The 13,692-nt window shown below is 57.0% G+C and carries 14 protein-coding genes; 6 read left to right on the forward strand and 8 right to left on the reverse strand.

The genetic code is table 11. From position 1 onward, the window contains the following. Window positions 1–587 precede the first annotated feature (587 nt). From AB4Z52_RS27710 to AB4Z52_RS27725, 4 genes are all read right to left on the reverse strand, one after another. Window positions 588–1,094, reverse strand: coding sequence for a limonene-1,2-epoxide hydrolase (locus tag AB4Z52_RS27710; RefSeq protein WP_442221098.1), 507 nt, complete (start codon window positions 1,092–1,094; stop codon window positions 588–590). A gap of 90 nt (window positions 1,095–1,184) precedes the next feature. Further along, window positions 1,185–1,631, reverse strand: a complete 447-nt coding sequence (locus tag AB4Z52_RS27715) for an aldolase/citrate lyase family protein (RefSeq protein WP_442221099.1) — start codon at window positions 1,629–1,631, stop codon at window positions 1,185–1,187. 82 nt (window positions 1,632–1,713) lie between these two features. Next, complete coding sequence (locus AB4Z52_RS27720) at window positions 1,714–2,502, reverse strand: enoyl-CoA hydratase/isomerase family protein (protein ID WP_442221100.1); 789 nt, start codon at window positions 2,500–2,502, stop codon at window positions 1,714–1,716. A 279-nt stretch (window positions 2,503–2,781) separates the two neighbouring features. Then, a complete protein-coding gene (locus AB4Z52_RS27725) occupies window positions 2,782–3,306 on the reverse strand; it encodes a gamma carbonic anhydrase family protein (RefSeq protein ID WP_442221101.1) in 525 nt (174 codons plus the stop codon). A 457-nt stretch (window positions 3,307–3,763) separates the two neighbouring features. On the opposite strand from AB4Z52_RS27725, the gene AB4Z52_RS27730 reads away from it, so the two are divergent. Then, complete coding sequence (locus tag AB4Z52_RS27730; protein WP_442221102.1) at window positions 3,764–4,525, forward strand: enoyl-CoA hydratase/isomerase family protein; 762 nt, start codon at window positions 3,764–3,766, stop codon at window positions 4,523–4,525. Between the two features lie 364 nt (window positions 4,526–4,889). Then, complete coding sequence (locus tag AB4Z52_RS27735; RefSeq protein ID WP_442221103.1) at window positions 4,890–6,554, forward strand: choline dehydrogenase; 1,665 nt, start codon at window positions 4,890–4,892, stop codon at window positions 6,552–6,554. A 294-nt stretch (window positions 6,555–6,848) separates the two neighbouring features. Here the strand turns inward: AB4Z52_RS27735 and AB4Z52_RS27740 are convergent, their stop codons facing one another. Together AB4Z52_RS27740 and AB4Z52_RS27745 are read right to left on the reverse strand one after the other, a co-directional pair. Further along, window positions 6,849–7,523: a glutathione S-transferase family protein gene (locus AB4Z52_RS27740; RefSeq protein ID WP_442221104.1), complete on the reverse strand. Its 675-nt coding sequence runs from the start codon at window positions 7,521–7,523 to the stop codon at window positions 6,849–6,851. A gap of 48 nt (window positions 7,524–7,571) precedes the next feature. Then, entirely contained in the window at window positions 7,572–8,330 is a 759-nt protein-coding gene (locus AB4Z52_RS27745; RefSeq protein WP_442221105.1) for an SDR family NAD(P)-dependent oxidoreductase, read from the reverse strand. A gap of 169 nt (window positions 8,331–8,499) precedes the next feature. Here AB4Z52_RS27745 and AB4Z52_RS27750 point away from each other — a divergent pair, with 169 nt between their 5' ends. Next, window positions 8,500–9,399: an AraC family transcriptional regulator N-terminal domain-containing protein gene (locus AB4Z52_RS27750; RefSeq protein ID WP_442221106.1), complete on the forward strand. Its 900-nt coding sequence runs from the start codon at window positions 8,500–8,502 to the stop codon at window positions 9,397–9,399. Window positions 9,400–9,701: 302 nt separating this feature from the next. On the opposite strand, the gene AB4Z52_RS27755 is transcribed toward AB4Z52_RS27750, so the two are convergent. Both AB4Z52_RS27755 and AB4Z52_RS27760 read right to left on the reverse strand, forming a co-directional pair. Further along, window positions 9,702–10,847, reverse strand: a complete 1,146-nt coding sequence (locus AB4Z52_RS27755) for an aromatic ring-hydroxylating oxygenase subunit alpha (protein WP_442221107.1) — start codon at window positions 10,845–10,847, stop codon at window positions 9,702–9,704. Between the two features lie 72 nt (window positions 10,848–10,919). After that, entirely contained in the window at window positions 10,920–11,870 is a 951-nt protein-coding gene (locus AB4Z52_RS27760; protein WP_442221108.1) for a PDR/VanB family oxidoreductase, read from the reverse strand. A gap of 213 nt (window positions 11,871–12,083) precedes the next feature. Between AB4Z52_RS27760 and AB4Z52_RS27765 the strand changes: the two genes are divergently transcribed. The 3 genes from AB4Z52_RS27765 to AB4Z52_RS27775 all read left to right on the forward strand — a co-directional run bounded on the left by AB4Z52_RS27765 (window position 12,084) and on the right by AB4Z52_RS27775 (window position 13,488). Beyond that, complete coding sequence (locus AB4Z52_RS27765; protein WP_442221109.1) at window positions 12,084–12,971, forward strand: LysR substrate-binding domain-containing protein; 888 nt, start codon at window positions 12,084–12,086, stop codon at window positions 12,969–12,971. A gap of 62 nt (window positions 12,972–13,033) precedes the next feature. Further along, entirely contained in the window at window positions 13,034–13,237 is a 204-nt protein-coding gene (locus AB4Z52_RS27770; protein WP_442221110.1) for a hypothetical protein, read from the forward strand. Window positions 13,238–13,323: 86 nt separating this feature from the next. Further along, window positions 13,324–13,488 carry a helix-turn-helix domain-containing protein gene (locus tag AB4Z52_RS27775; RefSeq protein ID WP_442221134.1) on the forward strand — a complete coding sequence of 55 codons (165 nt, stop codon included), beginning with the start codon at window positions 13,324–13,326 and terminating at the stop codon, window positions 13,486–13,488. The last annotated feature ends 204 nt before the right edge of the window (window positions 13,489–13,692 follow it).

The raw sequence follows: 13,692 nt of genomic DNA on the forward strand, positions 1-13,692 counted from the left end.
TCAGGTGCAATTGGTGCTCGTTTGCGCGCTGAGTGGCAATGCCTCTCAGCGCGTAGATATCTCCATGACATGCCGCGAATGAACATTGCCTACTCGCAAAATCCTGTGTCCGCAGCCAACGTTTCTCTTATTCAGTCGCCGGCTAATTTTGTGACTGCGTTCACATCAAGGAGATATCGACCTCAAAACGGTGGCCGAAGCCGCTCCAACCAATGCCGTCATAGGAATAGAGATCCCTTCCAGCGAGTTGATAGACCGTCTTGGAGCAGAAGGATTTGCGCGGCACGTCCTAATTAAGGTGAAAGACCCTATCGGCGCGCTTTCGCTGGAAGATCACGCGTCCCGCGGTGACATAGGCAATCTCCTTTGCTGAATTAAATCAGAAAATAGCGACGGTGGACGCATGTGTCCGATAGTTGGCGGTCCTGATCAGAATTCGCTTTTATCGTGACCATTTCATTCTTCTCCACGCTACTGATCTACCAGGTATGCGTTTTCATTAAGCAGCTGCTATTGAAGGCGGGGATTGCATGCCGCCAACGCTCAAGAAGTGGCTTCCCCGCCCGTTCCGCTCCTGGCGCGGCAGGTCAAACGGCGAGTTTCGAAATGGCGTTCACGTCAACGTAGTCACGCCAAGCGACGATGCGGTCCCCCTCGAGCTCAAAGATCCCCACCAGTGTCACTCGCCCCATCTCGCTGCCGTCAGCCCGCTCAAATCGGTCCAGTCGCTCTGTGAGAACGCGGTTCCCGTCCGCAGCGATTGCAAGCATATCGACGTGAACAGTCGCTATTCCCATGGACTTTTCCAGCTCATCGATCATCACGATCGCTTCATCGATGCCGGTGGTCTTTGAAATACCTTCGTTTACCCAAACAGTCTCGGGTGTGAACCACCGGCGGACTGCAGGCCTGCCACCGTCCTCCGAAAGAGCGGCACAGAATTCAGATATGATTTCAACAGGTGTTGGCATGTTGATTTCCTTATCTTTATTTGCGGTAACCTCTGCACGATTGCAAAACCCACCTTTCGGAAGAATTTCCTTGATCCTGGCTGGGTTACTGTCAGCACCAGCTGCGGCATTAATACCTCCCATTGTGTAAGAGCATTCTTGATCATGCGCAGAGCTGTGGCGATGCCTAATCGTCCTGAATGATTGCCTGATCCTGCCGAACGCTTGACATTTTTATGCATCTAACGACAGCTGGCGTAATGGAAAAACTTGATGAACTCTGCTCTCTGGCGATCCGTCATGCCGGCACCCAACACCCGGGCATGCCAATTTGCTCCGTCGGCTGGGATCCATAATCGGCACCCGCTGAAAAGACCGCGCGTAGGACCGAAGCTTCTGACTCAGTGGGGAGGGGTACTTTACGCATGATACAAGTCGTTCGGCTTCTTCGCGCGTATTGATCATCGGGCAGATCACGCCCATTTCCCCCGCGTCGAGGATCTTCATAACTTCGGCGGGGTCCAGCCAGGGAACGCGGGCCATGGGTGTAATGCCCGTCGCATCCATCGCCTGAAACATGCCCACCGCCGTCTTGTAGTCAGCGATACCATGCTGCAGGTCGATGGTAACACTGTCGTATCCCTGGGCAGCCATGATCTCGGCACTGAAGGCGTTCGCCATAGTAGCCACCCGTTGAGGACTGGCTTGCGTTGCTCCCATCGGGACTTTGATGGCGGCGATAGGCCGTTAGAATCTAGGGAGTTCAGTCGAAGACAGGCTCGCGCTTTGCGAGAAACGCAGCAACACCTTCCTGGAGATCGGGGCCACTGAAGAGCATGGAATAAGTCGGGCGCATTCTCGCGCATGTCGCCGCGTCGGGCTCCGAGAGCGAGTTTATGATCAGCTTCATTGCCTTCAACGAAGCGCGAGAACGTCCGGCTAGGTCTTCGGCGTATCGCTGTACGGCTACCGAAAGCTCCTCAGAAGGCGCGACGCGATCGACAAGCCCCCAAGAGTACGCCTCGTCAGCCTCGATCGTACGTGCAGAAAAGAGCAAATCCTTCGCCCGCACGGCTCCCACCTTTTCCATCAGGCGCGCGGAATCTTCAGCGCTGTAGGCGATGCCGAGCTTGGAGGCCGTCACCGAGATCTTTGTCGATGTGTCTGCGAACCTGAAGTCGGCCGACAGGGCGAGGCCGAGACCGCCTCCGAAGCAAGCCCCACGCAGTTCGGCAATCACGGGAATGTCAAGCTTTCTGATCGCCGCTTCAACCGCGTTGTACTGGCTGTTGTATCGCTCCGCGCTAGATTCGGAACTGTAGGCCTCGGCGAATTCGGCTATGTCCGCACCGCTGCAGAAATGCGGCCCGGTGCCAGCCAGTATAAGGACCTTGATCTCTCGAAGCTTGGAAATGCGCTCGCAAGCAGAGAGAAGGGCGCGCCACATAGCGCTGCTGATGGCATTCCGCTTGTCGGGTCGGTTGATTTCCAACCGCGCGACGCGACCAATGGAAAGAGAGATTTTTTCATTCTCGAAAGTTTCAGTAACCACTGCCGAATTCCTCAGGGTAAAAATGAACTCTGACTTCCATTCATAATGTCAACACTATGAATGGTATTATCCCGTTGACGGCGCCGGGCTCTCGCGGCACGTTTTCCGCGGATAGGCAGATCAAATCCATATATGGAGGTTTTCGAGATCTTCATATAAGTCTCCTTGGACTCGACCGAGAGAACGCCAGCAGGCTGGAGAGGATACAGCTTTTTCTCCTCGACCAGGCAGCCAACGCACGTGAATCGCTTGAAGCTAGGGTGCCGTGAGCGCGAAAACTCAAACCTGGAACTCCGCACGAAAGCGCGCTCCGTTTTTCACGTAATGTTTGGCGGCAGATCGGTTCTTCTCGACCTCCTCGTCGGTGAGCTGCCTCACGACCTTTGCCGGACTTCCAAGAATAAGGGAGTTCTCCGGGAACACTTTTCCCTCCGTGACCAAGGACCCGGCACCAACGATCGAATTTCTGCCGATCCTCGCGCCGTTGAGCACGATAGCGCCCATCCCGATCAAACAGTTCTCTCCAATGACACAGCCGTGCAGTAAGGCCCGGTGACCTATGGTGCATCCTCGGGCGATCTCCAGGGGACATCCGAAGTCTGCGTGCATGACCGTATTCTCCTGAACATTCGTCTCAGATCCGATGGATACCCTTTCAATGTCCGCCCGAATGGTCGTGCCGAACCAGACCGTGACGTTCCGGCCGATGGAAACATCGCCGACAATGATCGCGTCGGGAGCGATCCAGGTGGTCGCCTCATCTTCGAATCTCGGTTTCAGATCCCCGATGGTGTGGATAGGCAAACTTCTTCTCCCGTATTTGAAAGGGAAAGGTGGACGCAAAGAGACTTCAGTACCTTGCAGAATAATTTAATCGTGACAAGTTTATTTCGATGAAGGCGCGGCAGCTGAATCGCCCTCCAGGCACCGAAGCGCGGTTGGATTTGGATGTCATTGATCCAGACTCTGCTCCTCCGCTTTGAACGCGGACGACAACGCGGTGATCGTAACGCATATAGGCGGTCAGGCCTTCAGCGCCTGTCGCGGGGCATTTCTTGGAAACGGAGCCGACGGTGACGGTCGATGGATGATCCGCGGTCGTGGGTAGACCTCAACGCACGACGGCGGCCAGCCGAATTCAATTCAACGCAGATGCAAAGCCTTACTTCTAAAGGTCTTGCCGAGAGTACCAATTAGTATAAAAAGAGACGGGAAAGTATTGGCAACGCATTGGCAGAATGCCGATCTCGGAGAATAACAAATGCCTTTGAACTTTGAACTCCAAGGATCTGCCGGGGTCGTGACAATCGACCGTCAGTCAAAACTAAACGCGCTTGACCTCGAGTCCTTCCGCCAGCTCGAAGAGATCATCGCCAAAGCCAACGATAACAGGCAAATCCGCAGTCTCATTTTCACCGCCGCTGGCCGAGCGTTCAGCGCGGGAGCGGATATCAACGATCTATCCGGCCTGACGCCATTAGAAGCTTCGGAGCGGGCAACGTATCGCCGTGGCGTTTTCCAAAGCCTTTCGACCGTGGTTGTTCCTACAATTGCGGTAGTGGATGGCTTCGCGATGGGCGGCGGCGTCGAACTAGCGCTTGCCTGCACGTTCAGGCTCGCGACCGAACGCGCGACGTTTTCCATGCCCGAGGTAAAGCTCGGGCTCCTTCCGGGTGCAGGGGCCACCCAGCGGCTGCCTCGCCTTATCGGGATGTCTCGGGCTTTGGAAATGATGATTACTGCGATGATGGTTGATGCCAAGGAAGCACTGGCGATGGGATTGGTAGACAAAATTGTCGTGTCGCCGCTTGATGAGGCCAAAGAGTTCGCCGCGCGATGGGAGCCCCTTAGCAGAAGCGCGATAGCCGGAATCATGGCCGCTACTCGTTGCGCTGAGCAGCCGCTCGAAGAAGGACTCGGCAAAGAGGGTTTATACCTTGCAACGCTGAATACGTCTCCCGATGGCTTGGAAGGTGTGTCCGCATTTCTGGAAAAAAGGCCGGCCCAATTCAATCGCAGCTGAATTGACCGAAGGAGAGTGCAATAAGAGCGAAGATTCAGTTATCGGTATTGGAAACATGGGCAGCGCGATCGCTGATATTGCTCTGATCTGATCGTTCGCGCACCATCCGACGGGAAGGCGTGGGCGCGGTTGTCATAGATAGCGAAGCGGTCGCTTCAGCGCATCGCCGTTTGATCCGCTGTGGCACGCCAAGCTGCCTGCTCGCTTCATTTATTTGCAGTTCAAGGGTTAGAACGGGGTTCGGCACTTGACGCCTGCCGCCACCATATATACTAAATAGTGTAATAACATACCCACTGGTTTGTTCGGTTTTGGCTGTTTTGGGCAAGTGAGAGTGCCTCGTGAAAGTTGGAGATTCAGTATCATGCGGAAGGAATTCGACTTCATCGTAGTTGGGAGCGGATCCGCGGGATGCGCTTTGGCGTCACGGTTGAGCGAAGACCCTTCCGTCCAGGTACTATTGATTGAAGCAGGACCAGATGCCAGCCCGTGGCAAATCAGAATGCCCCTTGCAATGGACATGCTCCTGACCTCGACCACGTATAATTGGGGTTTTGAATCCGAGTCGGAAGAAGGGCTTCGCGGACGTAAGATATCTCATCCGCGGGGTCGGGTAATCGGTGGGTCCTCTGCAATCAACGGGATGCTGTATACTCGTGGAAATCCGCAGGACTACGACGAATGGCGGGATTCTTACGGATGCACTGGGTGGGGGTATGCCGATGTCCTCCCATACTTCATGCGGATGGAGAGTTCCGCGGAAGGCGACGATCGTTACCGCGGACGGAAGGGGCCGCTACGCGTCACGCGTCCGAAGCCAAAGAACCCATTGAACGCTGCATTCCTTGAGGCCGGGCGCGCGCTTGGCTATCCGGTCACGACCGACACCAACGGCCCGCAGCATGAAGGATTCGGTGTTGCCGAGCAGACGATCGTTAATGGCCAACGTAATACCGCCGCTGCCGCATTCCTTAATCCCGCGGTTCGCGCTCGCCCGAACCTCATCATTACTGCAAAGACGGTGGTTGAAAAGGTTGTGTTTGAAGGTAAGCGGGCGGTTGGCGTCAGGTGCAGAACCGCGGATGGTCCCGAGGTATTTACGACAACTCGGGAGGTCATCCTGTCGGCCGGCGGCGTAGGCTCGCCGCAAATCCTGCAACTCTCCGGGATAGGTCCCGCCGAGGAACTGCAGCGCCTCGGGATCCCCGTGATCCATGACAACAGGGCTGTAGGCTCCAACCTCCAGGATCATCTAGATATTCCGGTTCAATATCGTTGCAAAAAACCTGTCACGCTTAAAAGCAGCACCCAGTGGCCGAAGAAAGCATTTGTTGGCATTAACTGGTTCATGTTTAAAGGCGGGCTAGCCGCAAGCAACCAGTTCGAGGTTGGCGCATACATCAGGACGCGTGCTGGCTTGTCCAAACCTAACCTGAAGTTTGAGTTCTTCCCACTCGCTGTTTCGCACAACGATTTCAAGCCGTATTCCGACGAGGCCTTCCAGATCCATTGCACGGTAGAGACTTCGTACGCGCGCGGCACGCTACGCCTACGTTCGGCGAACCCCTCCGATGCACCTAAGCTGCAGTTCAACTATCTGCAAGACGAGCGTGATATGGAGACGATCCGAGAGGCTGTCGGCCTGATACGCGAAGTGGTTGCGTCGCACCCGTTCGATGAGTTCCGTGGAGCGGAAATCGAACCTGGCGAGGCAGTGAAGACCAAGGAAGCCTTGGATGAGTGGATCAGGGAACGCGCCACGACTGCGTTCCACATTTCAGGCTCGTGCCGGATGGGGCCGGCCAATGATCCAGAGACGGTTATCGGCCCAGATCTCAAGGTTCATGGTATCGAAGGGCTCCGGGTTGCAGATGCATCGATCATGCCGATTATCGTTACCTCAAACCTCAACGCTACTGCGATTATGATCGGCGACAGGGCTGCTGACATCTGCCTTGGTCGCCAACCACTCAGTCCCTCGAACGCGCCTTATTGGGTCAATCCCAACTGGCAAACGAGCCAGCGCTAAGTCGCGCCTGACATGCCACCGAACTTTGATCCGGCACCGACTAAAATCTTGTCACTAAGTTGACAGAAAATATTAGTGGCGGGAATCAGATGATACTTCGCAGCCGAGCTTGTCGTACACCGGCGTGAACCACTGACGAACGGTACTCTTGCCGTGATCCATGGAGAACGCTGCGCAGAAGGTAGTTACTGTCTCGATTGGGGTGGGCACTACGACGTCCATTCTACTTTCGAGTGAATGGGATGTGGGAGTTACTGAACGCGGAGCAGATTTTGGAAGCTTCTTATTCAGCCCTCAGTTCGCGAGGAGCGCCTGATGCTGACGGAGGTGCTGCTGGAATCGCTCGGCATAGTCTCCTGCCACCGCGGCAACGACGCTCTGTCGTCCCGCCAGCGCCGTCCGCCACGTGGTGACGCGGGGAAGGTCCTCGAAGATCGGCTGCGACACCGTCGGACCGAGGATGTCGAAATAGCGAAAGAGAGGCGCGAACACTGCATCGACCATGCCGAAGGCGGCACCGCTGAAATAGGGGCCTTCCACGAGCACCGCCTCCAGTCGCTGGAGCCTGTCCCGGAACGCGGCCTGCTTTGCATCTGCGGTCGGGTGATCCTTGGCGTTGAGGAAATGCCAGGCGTCAGCGAGGGTTGCAGTACCGAATTCGATCCAACCCCGCAGCCTGGCACGGGACAGCGCATCGACCGGATATAGCCCTACACCGCCCAGGGACTCCTCGAGATACTCGCAGATGACCATGCTTTCGAAGAGGACGGCGTCCGGCCCATCCGCCTGGCTTACCTTGAGCAACGGCACCTTTCCGGTCGGCGAAAGCGCCAGAAACCAATCGGGCTTGGCCGTAAGATCGACGTCGATCCTGTCGAACGGCACGCCCTTTTCCAGAAGGACGATCGCCGCCCGTTGAACGAACGGGCAAAGGGGATGGCTGATGAGCGTGAGGCTGGTGTCGGCCATGATGGTCTCCCTAACTGCCGGCAATGAACGGGCGATGGTGCGCTGGTGCTACAACAACTGCCCACCCGAAATGTCGAACGTCGTGCCGTTCGCCCAACCCATATCGTTGGACAGGATGGCGGCGACCGCGCCGCCAATATCGTCCGGCAGGCCGACGCGACCCAGTGCGATGCCCTGCGCCACATAGGCGTTCACATCGTCATTGTCGCGCACCGCACCACCGCCGAAGTCGGTCGCGATGGCGCCGGGCGCGATCGCGTTCACCCGGATACGGCGCGCACCAAGCTCGACAGCCATGTACCGGGTGAGTACCTCGACCGCTGCCTTCATCGCCGCATAGAGGCTGTAGCCCGGCAGCGTGAAACGCACGAAGCCGGACGAGACGTTCAGGATGCGTCCGCCGTCCTCAATAAGGGGCAGCAGCTTTTGGGTCAGGAAGACCGGTCCGCGCAGATGAGTGGCGACCAGCGATTCGAATTGCTCTTCGGTCGCCTCGGCGAAGTTGGCGAAAAGACCGTTGCCGGCATTGTTGACTAGAAAGTCGAACCGCTCGCGGCCGAAATCAGTCTTCAGGGTTTCGGCCACATTCGCGGCAAATGTCGGGAAACTCGTCGTATCCGTAACGTCGAGCGCCAGCATGGCGGCCGTGCCGCCCAGTGCGTCGATCTCCTGGCGCAGTGCGTCGGCTTCCGTCGCACCGCTGCGGTAGGTGCCTATGATGTGGACTCCGCGTTTAGCAAGATGCAGCGCCATGTTGCGGCCGAGGCCGCGGCCGGCGCCGGTGATAAGTGCGATTTGCTTGGTCATGGTCTGCCCTGGTTGGATTGTCACGCTGCGAAGCGGCGGCGCCAAGGCGCCCTTGCGATGTCTCCAATATAGGCGACGGCGGCTCAACGAGCCCGCCCGATACGCTCAACCTTTTGCCCGATTGTCTCAATCGCTTTACCTGGCGGACTGACGATGGCATAGTCTGGCGATGACCGACCATCTCAAGCCGCATCTCGACATCGCGCTGCGCCACGCGCCATCAGGGTTGACCATCACGCCGCTCCCGCGGCTGGAGATCAGCGTGGGACAGGCGACCACCGGCAAGGCACCGTGCCTGTACCACTCGATGATCTGCTTCATCCTGCAGGGTTCGAAGCATGTGGCGATCAACGACGAGCTTTTAAGCTATGATCCCGCGCATTACCTCATCAGCGCCCTCGATCTGCCGCTGATCGGCCAGATACGGGATGCCGACGACGGCCAGCCTTATGTCGCAGTGTCGTTGGTCCTTGACCCTGCCATTCTAGCCGATGTTGCGTCGACCATGCCGCAGGTGCGCGACACTGAACCCCAAGGTATTGGCATAGCGATCAATCCGATGACGGCGCCGCTGCGCGACACCTTGCTGCGCCTGTTGTCGTTGCTCGACACCCCGGGCGACATTCCCGTTCTCGCCCCCCTGGCGGAACGTGAATTGCTCTATCGTCTCCTGCAAGGTCCGCAGGGTCGCCTATTGCGTCAGATCGCCCAGCCCGACGGTGCGCTGGGCCGTATCCGGCGAGCGGTGGGGTGGATAAGGGACAATCACAACGCCCGTTTGCGCATCGAGGCGCTATGCGATGCAAGCGGCATGAGCCGCGCAAGCCTGCATCGCCATTTTCTGGCACTGACCGGTCTCAGTCCGCTCCAGTATCACAAACAGCTTCGGCTGCAGGAAGCGCGACAATTGTTGCTCGGTGGCGACCATAGCGCATCCGATGTGGCCTTCGCTGTGGGCTACGAGAGCGCCTCGCAATTCAGCCGCGAATATCTCCGGCAGTTCGGCGCACCGCCGGCGCGCGACGTTCGTCAGGTCAGGCAGGCGATCGGCAGTCCGGCAATGGGCTGAGCGGGCGCGGCGTATATATCCTGCTCACAATGGCGCAGAAACAACCAACTGGCTTGTATCTGGACCACGCCGAAAACGCGCCGCGAGGGCGCTCAATGCCTGCGACCTTGCGGGCAATGCGCCGCACAGTGCCCGCAAGCGCCCACCTCACCGTTTCCATGATGATAGCTTCGCGTGCTCCAAAGTGGTGGGTTGGACGTATGCTTGCATATCAGGACGGGCGTACCTGGGGCGCGGAATTTGTGGGGGTGATCCTGGTCGACGACGAGCGTCCACCAGGACCTTGTTCGAAGAGATGCGGCTTAGTCGGCCATCAAGCTGTCGATAAGGTCGAGAGCCGGGCGGATAGCGCCTTCTGCCAAGGGGTTCAACGGGCCTGGTTGGAACTTCCGCGAAAGGACGCCCTTGTAGTTGCGCTCGCAGAGTTCCTTATCTTCGGCGTTCGTAGCGCGCCATACTTCGATGACCTTGTTGATATCGTAATCGACGCCCTCGACCGCATCCGAGCGGACATACCAGCGCGAAGTCCATTCGACTTCCGATTCCGAAATCGGGTTCATCGTGTGAATGATGGCGTGGTCGATGTGGAAGATTACGCGGCTGAGGACAGGAAGAAGTCCCACGCCGTCGGTGATTTCCACCGGAAGTTCCTTCTGATCCGTATATACACCGAGCGGCTTGCTAACCAGTTCGCCGTTCATGGAAACGGTCGTGAAACCCTTTCGCAGCGGTTCGCCACCGAGGAAGCAGCTGCCGCCCCAGCCTGCAGTTTGACCGTAGGAGGACTGAATGTCGAAAGCGATGCCGAGTTCTGGATGGGAGCCTGCGCAGTGGTAGCATTCCAGATAGTTCTCGAGCAGGGTCTTCCAATTCCCCTTCACAGACAGGGCTTCGCGGAAGATTTCCTTCATATTCTCGGGCTGAAGCCTTTTGACTTCGTCCGACGGAGCGCCCAGTAAGTCGCTAAGGCTTTCGGACGGGTTGCTCTTGAGGTTGACGAAAATCAGGCCGGCCCACACCTCGACGGCGGCGGGAAAGAGGGAGAGCTTTTCGTAATCGATGCATTCCTTGTCCGGCATCATTGGCGCACGGCGGAGCGCGCCGTCAAGGCCGTAGCTCCACTGGTGATAAGGGCACACGAAGTTGCGGACGTTACCCTTATCGGATTTGGACAGCTGCGAGCCACGATGGCGACAGACGTTGTAGTGCGCACGAACGCTCTTAGCGCTTTCCCGGACGATAAGGAGGGTCTCCCCCGCGAAGTTATGGGCGAAGAAATCGCCGACGTTTGGAATCTGGGAGATATGACCCGCAAACGTCCACTGCCTTGCGAAAATGTTACGAGTCTCTTCTTCGAAGACTGCAGGCGATACGTAGCGCTCACGAGGAAACGTTGTTTCCGTGGAGCGCACAGCACGGAGGCTGTTTGGCGCGATTTCTTGTCCCATAGTTTCTCCTTGAGGTTTCATATCCAAATATACGACGAGGACCGTGCCATGTTCGGCATGTGCACGTAGGTTTTAGGCATCAAGCTCGATCTCGGAGCCCAACGCCCGTGATACGCAAATCATCATCCAGTCGCCCTGCTCTTGCTCCGAAGCGCTGAGCACCGAATCGCGATGATCGATTGCTCCGGACAAAACCCGCGTCTCGCACGAACCGCAGGTGCCCTCGCGACAGGCGCAAGGCCAACGAATTCCTTCGCGAGCCATGGCCTCCAAAATACTCTCCTCCACACCCACCGAGATCGAGCGCCCAGATGCACGAAGATGGGCGGTGAACTCACGATTTTGAACTGGAGTCGTGACGGATATCGGGCTGAATCTCTCAAGATGCAGAGTGTCCTTAGGCCAACTGGAGGACAAAGAGGTCAGCGCGTTCAACAGTCCTTCCGGTCCACAAGAGTACAGCTTCGCTCCAGGGGTGATGGTGCTTCCAATCGCTTTGAGGTCGAGAAGACCGGCTTGGTCTTCAGGGACAATTCGGACGTGATCACCCAGTGCCTCAAGCTCCTGATGATAGGACATCGACGAACGGCTCCTGCCACCGTAATGCAGAACCCAACGAGTGCCACTGGACGTCGCTTGCTCGATCATTGGGAGGATGGGCGTGATACCGATGCCTCCGGCGACGAAGATGTACTCGGACGCGGGCTCCAACGGGAAGTGGTTTCGCGGAGCCTGAGCTTCCAGGATGTCGCCCTTCTTCACTTTCTCGTGGATATATTCAGACCCACCGCGGCCGTTGTTGGCACGCAGTACAGCTACTCTCCAGTGATAGCTGTCGCCTAGCGGCCCACAGAGGGAATATTGCCTTTCAAGCCCTGGTCCGAGTTTTAGCGACAGATGCGCTCCCGGTTGCCACGACGGCAGCTGTTGTCCCTGGGCGTCAGCGAGCACAAGCTCGACAACATGATCCGCGCGTTTCACGACGTCTTCCACACGTAGGGACCTGGTTTCTGTATCGTTCATTAAACTCTCGCAATCACTGGCGGGTGGCAAAACCTCTTCGTTCGATCCGCCACCCCAGCGAGCCCCTACAAGTCCGCGCGTCTTTGGGACGCGGCCAGAACTTCACCGATGCTCAACATTCCGGTGAGTATGTGTCTAAGGGCATTGCGGCGCAATTGAAACTATGTCCTACTCTTCATGACGATTTGTCATGATAGAAACGGAAAGTTCCAGATGGCGTTGTACTTTCCGCCGACAGAGCAGCTTCTTGCCTTCAAATTGGCAATCGAACACGGCAGCTTCACTGCGGCGGCGAGCGAACTTAACATTACGCAGTCTGCGGTAAGCCATCAGGTGGCAAAACTTGAAAAATCGATCGGTGCCCGTCTCATTACACGGAGCGCCCGTGGCCTAGCCTTGACCGACGCGGGAGAGACCCTGATCGCGGCAATCAGCGATCCGATTTCGCAGTTACTGTCAGCCTTTGATTCACTCTCAATTCCCAATTCGACTAATCTGCTCAAGATACAGGTCGAGTCCGCATTCGCGGCGTCTTGGCTCTCGCCCAGGCTCGACAATTTCCTCGGACGATTTCCGAACTTGCGCCTTGAACAGTATCGTTCAACGAACCTGCGGCTGTCAGATCGCGTTGAACTCGCCATCAAATGGGGGAGTGGTCGGTGGCCGGATTTGACGTCTGAGAGGCTGCTGAGCATCTACTACACGCCGGTTTGTTCTCCGACGATAGTCGCTTCGGGCAAGTTGCAGGAGCCGGGCGACCTCCAAAACTTCACGCTTTTGCATGACCGGCGCTATAAGGACTGGCAACAGTGGCTGGAGAAATATCATGTTCAGCATCGCAACGTTCGGCTAGGTCATATCGTCGACGATGCGTACATCCTGACCGAAATGTGCATGGAGAGCAGAGGGATAGCATTGTGCGCCCCGGTCCTGGTAAGGCGGGAACTGGCAAGCGGAAATCTTGTCTGTCCGTTTCCGGAGATGCGACTATTTCCTAAGGAAGCCTATTATCTTGTGACGAGGAAAGAGACGCGACTTTCCCGCAATGCGGAAGCTTTTGCAGCCTGGCTGAAAGATGAAGCGGCTGAAGCAAACGCATGACGAATGCTTCTCCCCGAGCGCAAACTGATTTTAGATTCGATGGGCCGAGAATCTCAGATTGAGTGCAACTGCGAAGGCACCCGCTACTGAAGCGCGCAGTCTACTATCTCTTCTATAGCGTTGCCGAAGCAGGCTTTGTTCTCCCCCCTCATATGGCCATGCAGCATGTGAAGTATTTCCGGACCGGTGAGCTGGCCGATGGCGCGCTTCTGCAACTCGAGTTCCTCGAGACGAGTTTTCGATCGTCCGGCGGTGTGGCGGCTTGAGCCCGGCCGAGACGCAGGTCCTTTGTATATCGCGAACCAAATGAGGAACGCCGGGGTGGTTTTTATTTTGGTAGTACCGGTTGATCGTGGCGCGAATAGAGTTGCGTCATCTCCATTACGTACTGAAGGCAGCGGAAATTGGCAGCTTTCAGGCGGCGGCGCGTGCGTTGGATGTCCAGGAATCCTGCATCAGTCGCCGTATTCGAGATCTTGAGGACGAGATCGGAACGGCCAACTGGCATGGGGCTTGATGATGGCGACGTTGCGCAATCTTGGGCGAAGAGCATCGGCGCATGCGCGAGGGAGGGTGGCAGGCCCCCGCTGGGGTGGCCCTGTCCGGCAAGGCACTCGGCCTGCTTCGGCAGGCTCGGCAAGTGCAGGAATAGCTAAGAGCGAGCTAAGCATGGCAAGTTAACTCTGTAAGTTCCATAAGATACGTTACGCCACTTTTACAA

Source organism: Rhizobium sp. 2YAF20, from assembly GCF_052114685.1.
GTDB lineage: Bacteria > Pseudomonadota > Alphaproteobacteria > Rhizobiales > Rhizobiaceae > Rhizobium.

Excerpts from the sequence above, each read along its gene's own strand:
- AB4Z52_RS27750 (WP_442221106.1), top strand. The coding sequence starts at position 8,500 with ATGACCGACCATCTCAAGCCGCATCTCGACATCGCGCTGCGCCACGCG.
- AB4Z52_RS27755 (WP_442221107.1), bottom strand. The coding sequence starts at position 10,847 with ATGGGACAAGAAATCGCGCCAAACAGCCTCCGTGCTGTGCGCTCCACG.
- AB4Z52_RS27740 (WP_442221104.1), bottom strand. The coding sequence starts at position 7,523 with ATGGCCGACACCAGCCTCACGCTCATCAGCCATCCCCTTTGCCCGTTC.
- AB4Z52_RS27710 (WP_442221098.1), bottom strand. The coding sequence starts at position 1,094 with ATGGGAGGTATTAATGCCGCAGCTGGTGCTGACAGTAACCCAGCCAGG.
- AB4Z52_RS27760 (WP_442221108.1), bottom strand. The coding sequence starts at position 11,870 with ATGAACGATACAGAAACCAGGTCCCTACGTGTGGAAGACGTCGTGAAA.
- AB4Z52_RS27735 (WP_442221103.1), top strand. The coding sequence starts at position 4,890 with ATGCGGAAGGAATTCGACTTCATCGTAGTTGGGAGCGGATCCGCGGGA.
- AB4Z52_RS27730 (WP_442221102.1), top strand. The coding sequence starts at position 3,764 with ATGCCTTTGAACTTTGAACTCCAAGGATCTGCCGGGGTCGTGACAATC.
- AB4Z52_RS27715 (WP_442221099.1), bottom strand. The coding sequence starts at position 1,631 with ATGGCGAACGCCTTCAGTGCCGAGATCATGGCTGCCCAGGGATACGAC.
- AB4Z52_RS27745 (WP_442221105.1), bottom strand. The coding sequence starts at position 8,330 with ATGACCAAGCAAATCGCACTTATCACCGGCGCCGGCCGCGGCCTCGGC.
- AB4Z52_RS27765 (WP_442221109.1), top strand. The coding sequence starts at position 12,084 with ATGGCGTTGTACTTTCCGCCGACAGAGCAGCTTCTTGCCTTCAAATTG.